This window comes from Synechococcales cyanobacterium T60_A2020_003, assembly GCA_015272205.1.
Classification (GTDB): domain Bacteria; phylum Cyanobacteriota; class Cyanobacteriia; order RECH01; family RECH01; genus JACYMB01.
In genome coordinates, this window is the sequence record JACYMB010000014.1 from 1 (window position 1) to 8,458 (window position 8,458).

Genomic DNA, 8,458 nt, shown 5'->3' on the forward strand with positions numbered 1-8,458 from the left:
TCGACACCTGGACCGAGTTACTCTGCCATGCCGCCTGATTGGATAAAGTCGAGCTTAGAGGATGTTTAAAAAGGTATCTGTCATGGATCAAAGCGTTTTCTGGCTCGGTTCCCCCTTTTTCAAGGGGGCTAGGGGGGATCTGCGACTTGTGTGTACACGGTAGCCTTTTTGAGGGGGACTAGGGGGGATCGACTAGTGCTTATCATTACAACCAAAGTAGAATTCGTTTCTGCATCAGGCTATTGATAGCCTTTTCGAACATCCTCTTAACCTCAGTCTTGATCATCTGACGACGGAGGATTGGCGATCGCTGCGACGGTTGCCCCGGCCAGTAGACATAGAAATCCCAGCAGCGGACTGCCCATCCAGTAGAGTAAATCCCCCTTTAAACTCTCAGAGGTGAAGAGGGTGACCGCGTCGAGTTCGTAGGATGAGAAGGTGGTGTAAGAGCCTAAGAATCCCGTAGTAGCCATCAGTAACAGATCAGGCTGGATCGACCGCCGCCCCCCAGCCAAGGTGGTCACCCATCCCATCAAAAAGCATCCGCTCAGGTTCACGACCATTGTCCCTAGGGGAAACTCTGGACTTATAAAGGCCGTTACCCAGTGCCCCACAAAATATCGACAGAGTGCTCCCGCGATCGCCCCTAGGCTAATGGCAAGCGGTGTGCGGATCCGGGGATTATCTAGCATCGGGCTTTAGACCTACATAAACTGTTCCAGAAGTGCGGGCGATCGCCACAGCACGTAGGCCGCCGCGATAAAGATAGCCGTAATCAGCAGCGTCAACCCATACCCCAAACACATTAACAGACCATCGGATTCCAACGTTGCCACCGAAAACACCAAAATCCCGACGGTGGGAATGGGATTCGTCAACGGAACGGGCAACATCAAAAGCAACGTCAACCAGGAAATACAGAGCCCGTTAATTTGACAACTGTGGGGCGATCGGGCTACCCGTTGCCATCGGGGTCTTGCGATTCGTTCGACCACCCTTGTAACCTGCTTGAGGTTATGCAGCAACTGTTGAATTAGCTTCGGGGGAAACTGAAACTGCGCCACCCGCCGAGGCAGCCAGGGCGATCGCCGTCCTAACGCCATTTGCAGGGACAGCAGCAAACAGCCCGACCCTAAAATGGTGGTGAGTCCGGGGGGCATGGGAAACAAAAAGGGCAGCACCAGCAGCCCAATCACCAGGCTAAATCCTCGTTCGGAGGTTTCATTTAAAACGTCGCGCAGGGTCAGCGGACGCTGGGCTAATTGCTCTAAAAGCTGTTTAATATCTTGGGAAAATTTTGAATGCATAGGACGCATAAAAACGGGTTATTAATATCTCGCTAAAAGATTTAAAAGGACATATAGGGCGATCGCGAATCCTGACACCGAACTCCTTCCGCACACATCATCTACACGCTAGGCCGAGTGATTTTCAACATTTTATTGCCTCCCCGCTGGAGTTCGTAGTCCACGGTGTGAATCGCCCACTCAAACCCCTCGTTCTCCAACGCTTCAAGCACGGGCGGCAAGTGCGGCGACGTCTGTAACATCAGCGTCAGTAATGGAAAAATCCGCACCTCTGAGCAGACCCGCAGCATTTCCCGAATCGCGTCAACGTGGAACTGCCTATCAAAATGATCGGAATACAAAAACAAAAAATGGGAGCTTAAGCCAAGATCGTATGTGCCATCGGGGTACTTGAGCTTCGGCAACTCGCCCACCTCGTAGCGACCCTGGGCTTTTCCCTCCTCATAGTCCTCGCAAAATCGGGTCATCACCGTTTCTCGGTTCTGATGCAGTTCGGACGGTGAGCCGTGGTATGTCCACACCCAATCCTCTGGGGTTTGCTCCACTTGCTGAATGATGGAGTCTACCACCGCATTAAATCGATCCCGAATTTGCGCGGCACTAAACCCATATAGGGAGTCGATCGATTTAATCTGATATCCCTGTTGCGTGCCCTCCGCATTAAAGCTAGCAGGGCCATCGGCAACGCTGAGGATGGATTGACTCAAATCGGCCTCGGTCAGATCAAACATCCTGACATACTCATCTAAAGAGCGGCCAAACGGGACAACCTGTTCCAACTGCATTGCCATTCAGGGTTCCCCTCCATGCGGCTTGCGGTTCAACGTCCCCCATCCTAGCAACCCCTCTCCACGACCCTCCACCTGCCATATTGGCACTCCTACGGTTTGCATATCGTTTTGTAAAACTTTGCAGACGCTATGGGTAGCGCTAATTTAAGGTAGTCGTTACATTAATACGTCACAGGTAGGGTAACTAGGCACTATGGCTCGCGACATTGCTGGAAACAGCTTTAACACTGCCCTTAATCTTGGCACACTCAGGAATAAGACCCGTTCTATTACCGAAGTTGTGGGGCGATTAGATTCTAATGATTATTTCCGATTTAAGCTGAAGTCAACGAGTGCCTCCATTATTTCTCTCACCGGATTGTCGGCAGATGCGGATTTAGAAATTTACTATGAAACCCGAAATAATCCGGCAGTTTACAGTCAAACAGGTACAAACAACGAGGTTGCGGTTGATCCCGATGCGCCCAAGGGATTTTACTACGTGCGAGTCTTTCCGGGGACATTTCGTCGTGCCATTGACTATACCCTGACCATTCACGCAGTCGAATTACCCAGGAGTGGTCTAACCTCTCGGGTGCGATCGCGCTCTGCCTCCACCGATAAATTCAATGCGATGGGGGAAACCTCAAAACGACGAAAACAGCCGAAGTCGCTCTGGAAATAGGGTTTCACAATTTCTTCTAGTCTAATTTTTGATGAGTTTCACGCTCGGTGAAACGGGGCGATCGCCCGATCTGCGCGTACTGATACGTTTCGCTAACTATTGCGATTAGTTTCTGAAATCAATGAATCCGTTTCCTTGCGCCCCTAAATTGACGAGAATAAACGAGGAAGGTGAACAAAGGCAGAGGTCATGGAAAAACTGATTCAAGGGCTGCGTAACTTTCAAAGTAGCTATTTTTGTAGCCATCAAGCGCTGTTTGAGGAATTGTCCCACGGGCAAAAACCACGGGTGCTGTTTATTGCCTGTTCGGACTCTAGGGTTGATCCCAATCTCATTACCCAGTCTAAAGTGGGGGATCTGTTTGTTATTCGCAACGCTGGAAATATTGTGCCTCCCTACGGTGCAACCAATGGCGGCGAAGGCGCTTCAATCGAATATGCAATTCAAGCGCTGAATATTAACCAGGTGATCATTTGTGGACACTCCCACTGCGGAGCCATGAAGGGACTGCTAAAGTTGGAAAGCCTGCGGGCCAGTATGCCTCTCGTCTGCAACTGGCTGAGCCATGCAGAGGCCACCCGCCGCCTCATCGAAGAAAGCTACAGCGATCGCGAAGGGGAAGAACTACTGGATATCACCATCGCCGAAAATGTCCTCACCCAATTGGAGAACCTGCGCACCTATCCCATCGTCCATGCCCGCCTATCTCAGAAAAAACTGAGCCTGCACGCCTGGATATACCACATCGAAACGGGCAACGTGATGAGCTACGATCCCGAACGGCATGGTTTTATCCCCCTGAACCAACCGTCGCCTGCCTGTGAGATTGGGGGGGCGTCCGCTGCGGCCTACGCCAAATCGGCCTATCCCGAAGCTGTAGCCGCTTCCTGGTTACCATCTGAGCAGGCCAACCGCATCTATCGCGGTTCTTTCTCCCGTTCGTAACGGCGATCAATCAGGGTCGTCAGTTCTTGCATCAGCGTTTCCTGTTCCTGGCGCAAATGCTCTAACCGCAGCAGAATATCGGCAACACGATTCTCCGCAGGGTGTCCTGTCGGAGCCGTTTCTGCTTGGGCGATCGCCCCCCGTAGCCACCGAAAAAGTTGCTTGATCAGCCACCATAAACCCAAAAAGGGAGCCGCTAAAATCATGAGCCAGGTGCGCTGTAGCAGGCGTCCGGCCAGGGTGATGAGCGTCCACACCAGCGAAATGGTGAGAACCAGCGCGATGAAGCTCCACAGGGGATGGGTAACGAGCCATCCAGCAATCCGGTGTTGGCTGACCCAAACATCTAAAGCCGTTGTCCCCTTCTGCACCAGACTATCGAGAATACTGCTACTGAGGTCTCCCGCTTTCCGAACCGTTTGATCGACGAGGGAGGTCTGGACTTGCTCGGTAACCCGGTTAAGCACCTGATCCGTGAGGCGATCGGCGGCTGTTGCGGCTTGATTTTTGATCTGCTGAATGACGTCGCGGGGATCCCATCCGGGATCAGCGATCGCAGTCTGGACATCTGATATGGCTACGATCCCCAGGCTGATTCCGAGCGATCGCCCCTGCCGCGTTATTGATGGTTTCGGATTAGCCAACGACTGATTCCGGTAGCGATTCTCCACACTGCGATCCATAACCAAGCTCTGCATTCTTAGTTATACCCAACTTGGAGGATCCTGATCCCCATCGGACAATCTAGGTAGCGTGATTAATTAAGATTTATGTGCGATCGCTGACACAGGCTCGCATCGCTTATGGAACACCCTGTATTGTGTCTTTCAGCCGTCAACACTGTTATAGAAAGGCTGATAATTGTATTCATCGCTACAAAATCTTCTTTCCTGGCGGTGATAAAACGTTCATGCCAAGAACAGACGGGAAATCTGTATTGATTGTAGGAGTCGAAGACTAGATGAAAAAGGTTGAGGCGATTATTCGTCCGTTTAAACTCGACGAAGTAAAGAATGCGCTTGTAGAAGCAGGAGTTGTTGGTATGACAGTTTCTGAGGTGCGCGGCTTTGGACGTCAGAAAGGTCAAACCGAACGATATCGGGGTTCTGAGTACACAGTTGAGTTTCTGCAAAAGCTCAAACTTGAGATTGTGGTTAATGACGACAAAGTTGATCAGGTTGTCGAACAAATCATCACGGCAGCTCGCACAGGCGAAATTGGAGATGGTAAGATCTTCGTAACGCCAGTCGAACAAATCATTCGAATTCGCACTAGCGAAAAAAATGTAGAGGCTATCTAGAATCTTGTGTTAGACTTGTAGAATGTCAGGGCAACCTAAAATGGCTAGCCAAACAAGTTTGTATTCCGTTGAGTGAGTGGATACAAGTCGCACTTCCGAAAGGAGGTGCTTTTTTTTAATTGCTTTCAAATCGTAGATACAAGGTTCCATCCAGTAATTTCGTAAGGGAATGTGATCATCTCCTGAAACTTCGGTATCCTCCCTTAGCTTGTGCAGTAGAATTCTTTGGAATCTGGAGGCGATCGCTCCATTGAGGAAGACGCGTTGATTGGCTTCAGATCTCGATAGTCCATCCCAACGCCAAGGTGTTTGACCCAGCATGAAACTAACGGCACGAGTCCAGCAAGTCCCCGCATCCATTACCCTCGCTATTTCTGCCAAGGCGAAAGCCATGAAGGCTGAGGGAATTGATGTTTGTAGCTTTAGCGCGGGTGAACCCGATTTTGACACGCCCAAGCACATCTGTGAGGCAGCTAAAAAGGCACTGGATGAGGGTAAAACGCGTTATGGCCCAGCCGCAGGCGAACCGAAGCTCAGAGAGGCGATCGCCCAAAAGCTCAAGGCGGATGACAACCTAGAGTACGCACCCGAAAACATCATTGTCACCAACGGGGGCAAGCATTCTCTGTTTAACCTGATGATGGCGTTGATCGAAACGGGGGATGAGGTGATCATTCCGGCTCCCTACTGGCTCAGCTATCCCGAAATGGTGAAACTCGCCGAGGGAACCCCTGTGATTGTGAACACCGACGCCAGCACCGGGTTAAAGATTACGCCAGCCCAACTCCGGCAGGCTATCACTCCCCGCACCAAGCTATTGATTCTCAACTCTCCCTCCAACCCATCGGGCATGGTCTACACCCCGGACGAGATCCGCGCCTTGGCAGAGGTGATTGTTGAAACCGGAATCTGGGTCGTCTCTGACGAAATCTACAGCAAAATTCTCTACGATGATGCCCAGCATCTCAGCATTGGCGCGGTTAGTCCGGCAGTGTTCGATCGCACGATTATCAGCAGTGGATTTGCCAAAGCCTACGCCATGACCGGGTGGCGCATTGGGTTCCTGGCAGGGCCGTTAGAGCTAATTAAGGCAGCATCCCGGATTCAAGGTCACAGCACCTCTAATGTGTGTACCTTCGCCCAGTATGGGGCGATCGCCGCCTGTGAAGGCCCCCAGGACTGCGTACAGACGATGCTGGATGCGTTCTCAAAGCGGCGAGTAGTCATGTACGACGCTCTCAATTCGATTCCGGGTCTAAGCTGTCCTAAACCGGATGGTGCATTTTACATGTTCACCAACATCAGCAAAACGGGCATGACCTCGATGGAGTTTTGCAATGCGCTATTGGAACAACAGCAGGTGGCGGCGATTCCGGGGGTAGCGTTTGGTGTCGATGATCATATCCGGTTGTCCTACGCGACCGATCTAGACACTATCCAAAAGGGGATGGATCGTTTAGCATCCTTTGTGGCACCCCTGTAGACCCTCGTTATGGTTTGAATCCCATGAGTCTTCTTGGCAACATTATCTGGCTAATTTTTGGGGGCTTTGTAGCAGGTCTTGGCTATATTCTGGGGGGAATGTTGGTCTGCTTGACAATCATCGGCATTCCCTTTGGCCTAGTCGCCATCAAGCTGGGAGTAGCAACAATGGCTCCCTTTGGCCGCGAGATTGTGGTCACGGAGAATGCGGGAAGCATGCTGTCCATGATTTTTAACATCATTTGGGTAATTGTGATTGGATGGGGAATTGCTTTAGCTCACCTGACCTCAGGCTTAATCCTCGCCATCACGATCATCGGGATTCCTTTCGCAATGCAACATTTCAAACTAATTCCCCTCGCCCTCTTTCCCTTTGGGCGTGAGTTACGATAACCGTCTGCGTATATCTCATCGATTCACTGAACCATGACCGACTCTGCCGCTGCACCCCGCACTGAAACCGATAGCATGGGAGCCATTGAGGTTCCGGGCGATCGCTACTGGGGTGCCCAAACTCAGCGATCGCTGATCCACTTTGCCATTGGGGATGATGTGATGCCGAGGGAGATGATCCGAGCCTTGGGCATTCTCAAACGGGCGGCAGCGACGGTGAACGGCAACTTGGGAACTTTGCCCATCGAACACGTCGATCTGATTACCCAAGCAGCGGATGACGTAATTGCCGGATACCTAGACGATCATTTCCCTCTGCGGGTGTGGCAAACGGGCAGCGGCACCCAAACCAACATGAACACCAACGAGGTGATTGCGAACCGGGCGATTGAGCTAGCGGGTGGAGTCTTGGGCAGTAAAACACCGATCCATCCCAACGATCATGTCAACTGCGCCCAGTCCTCCAACGACACCTTTCCGACGGCCATGCACATTGCCGCTGCCGAGCAAATCACCCACCATCTCCTACCCCGTGTGCAGAGGCTGCGCGATGCCCTCGCTGAAAAACGAGATGCCTTCACCGACATTGTCAAAATTGGGCGCACGCACCTCATGGATGCCGTACCGTTGACTTTGGGACAAGAGTTTTCCGGCTACGTAGACCAACTTGACAAAGATCTGCGCCGAATTGAGTCTACCTTACCCGATCTCTTTGAGCTGGCCTTAGGGGGAACTGCGGTTGGTACAGGCTTAAATACCCATCCCGAATTTGCGGAACGGGTTGCCCAAGAAATCGCCACCCTCACCAATCTGCCCTTTGTGAGTGCGCCCAACAAGTTTTCTGCCCTCGCCGCCCATGACGCGATCGTGATGGCCAGTGGGGCATTGCGAACCCTCGCCTGTTCCTTGATGAAAATTGCCAACGACTTGCGCTGGATGGGATCGGGACCCCGTTGTGGTTTGGGGGAACTGCTTCTGCCTGCCAATGAACCTGGTTCTTCGATCATGCCGGGGAAGGTGAATCCGACCCAGTGTGAAGCGATGACGATGGTGTGTGTGCAGGTGTTGGGCAACGATGGGGCGATCGCCATTGCGGGAACCCAGGGCAACTTTGAACTGAACGTGTTCAAGCCGATGATGATCTTTAACCTGTTGAACTCGGTGCGGTTGTTGGGCGATGCCTGCGAAATGTTTACGGAACATTGTGTGGTCGGGCTGGCGGCGAACCGGGAACGGATCCAGCAGTTCCTCAACGATTCCCTGATGCTGGTGACGGCGCTCAATCCCCACATTGGTTACGACAAAGCGGCTCAGGTCGCCAAGAAAGCCTATACCGATCGATCGACCCTCCGCCAAGCCTGTATTGACCTGGGCTTTTTGACGGGCGAGGACTTTGATCGCCTGGTACGCCCAGAGCAGATGATTTATCCCTCGGCCTGAGTCGTTAGGATGGGAGAGTTCCCTCTAAGAGGGTGTTTGAACAGTTATCTTTGATGTATCAAAGCGTTGTAGATCCCCTTAAATCCCCCTACCCTTCGGGAAGCCGCTTTGCGTCTATAAAAAGGGGGACTTCCGA

General features: G+C 51.9%; 10 protein-coding genes. 6 read left to right on the forward strand and 4 right to left on the reverse strand.

Annotated features, from left to right (window positions below; all coding sequences use genetic code 11):
- Positions 1–272: 272 nt before the first annotated feature.
- The 3 genes from crcB to IGR76_00520 all read right to left on the reverse strand — a co-directional run bounded on the left by crcB (position 273) and on the right by IGR76_00520 (position 2,098).
- Positions 273–692, reverse strand: a complete 420-nt coding sequence (gene crcB, locus IGR76_00510) for a fluoride efflux transporter CrcB (protein ID MBF2077026.1) — start codon at positions 690–692, stop codon at positions 273–275.
- A 12-nt stretch (positions 693–704) separates the two neighbouring features.
- On the reverse strand, positions 705–1,307 hold the full coding sequence (locus IGR76_00515; protein MBF2077027.1) for an exopolysaccharide biosynthesis protein: 603 nt from the start codon (positions 1,305–1,307) through the stop codon (positions 705–707).
- A 101-nt stretch (positions 1,308–1,408) separates the two neighbouring features.
- On the reverse strand, positions 1,409–2,098 hold the full coding sequence (locus IGR76_00520) for an SAM-dependent methyltransferase (protein ID MBF2077028.1): 690 nt from the start codon (positions 2,096–2,098) through the stop codon (positions 1,409–1,411).
- 193 nt (positions 2,099–2,291) lie between these two features.
- Here IGR76_00520 and IGR76_00525 point away from each other — a divergent pair, with 193 nt between their 5' ends.
- Positions 2,292–2,762 (forward strand): PPC domain-containing protein, encoded by a 471-nt coding sequence (locus IGR76_00525; GenBank protein MBF2077029.1) that lies wholly within the window; start codon positions 2,292–2,294, stop codon positions 2,760–2,762.
- 189 nt (positions 2,763–2,951) lie between these two features.
- Entirely contained in the window at positions 2,952–3,707 is a 756-nt protein-coding gene (locus IGR76_00530; protein ID MBF2077030.1) for a carbonic anhydrase, read from the forward strand.
- Here IGR76_00530 and IGR76_00535 read toward each other — a convergent pair.
- Positions 3,680–4,405, reverse strand: coding sequence for a hypothetical protein (locus tag IGR76_00535; GenBank protein ID MBF2077031.1), 726 nt, complete (start codon positions 4,403–4,405; stop codon positions 3,680–3,682). The two genes, IGR76_00530 and IGR76_00535, sit on opposite strands and share 28 nt — an antisense overlap.
- A 263-nt stretch (positions 4,406–4,668) precedes the next feature.
- Between IGR76_00535 and IGR76_00540 the strand changes: the two genes are divergently transcribed.
- The 4 genes from IGR76_00540 to fumC all read left to right on the forward strand — a co-directional run bounded on the left by IGR76_00540 (position 4,669) and on the right by fumC (position 8,322).
- Positions 4,669–5,007, forward strand: coding sequence for a P-II family nitrogen regulator (locus IGR76_00540; protein MBF2077032.1), 339 nt, complete (start codon positions 4,669–4,671; stop codon positions 5,005–5,007).
- Positions 5,008–5,326: 319 nt separating this feature from the next.
- Complete coding sequence (locus IGR76_00545) at positions 5,327–6,490, forward strand: pyridoxal phosphate-dependent aminotransferase (GenBank protein ID MBF2077033.1); 1,164 nt, start codon at positions 5,327–5,329, stop codon at positions 6,488–6,490.
- A gap of 23 nt (positions 6,491–6,513) precedes the next feature.
- Positions 6,514–6,882, forward strand: a complete 369-nt coding sequence (locus IGR76_00550; protein MBF2077034.1) for a YccF domain-containing protein — start codon at positions 6,514–6,516, stop codon at positions 6,880–6,882.
- Between the two features lie 33 nt (positions 6,883–6,915).
- The gene (gene fumC / locus IGR76_00555) at positions 6,916–8,322 is read left to right on the forward strand and encodes a class II fumarate hydratase (GenBank protein ID MBF2077035.1); all 1,407 of its coding nucleotides are present in this window, start codon (positions 6,916–6,918) and stop codon (positions 8,320–8,322) included.
- Positions 8,323–8,458: the final 136 nt, after the last annotated feature.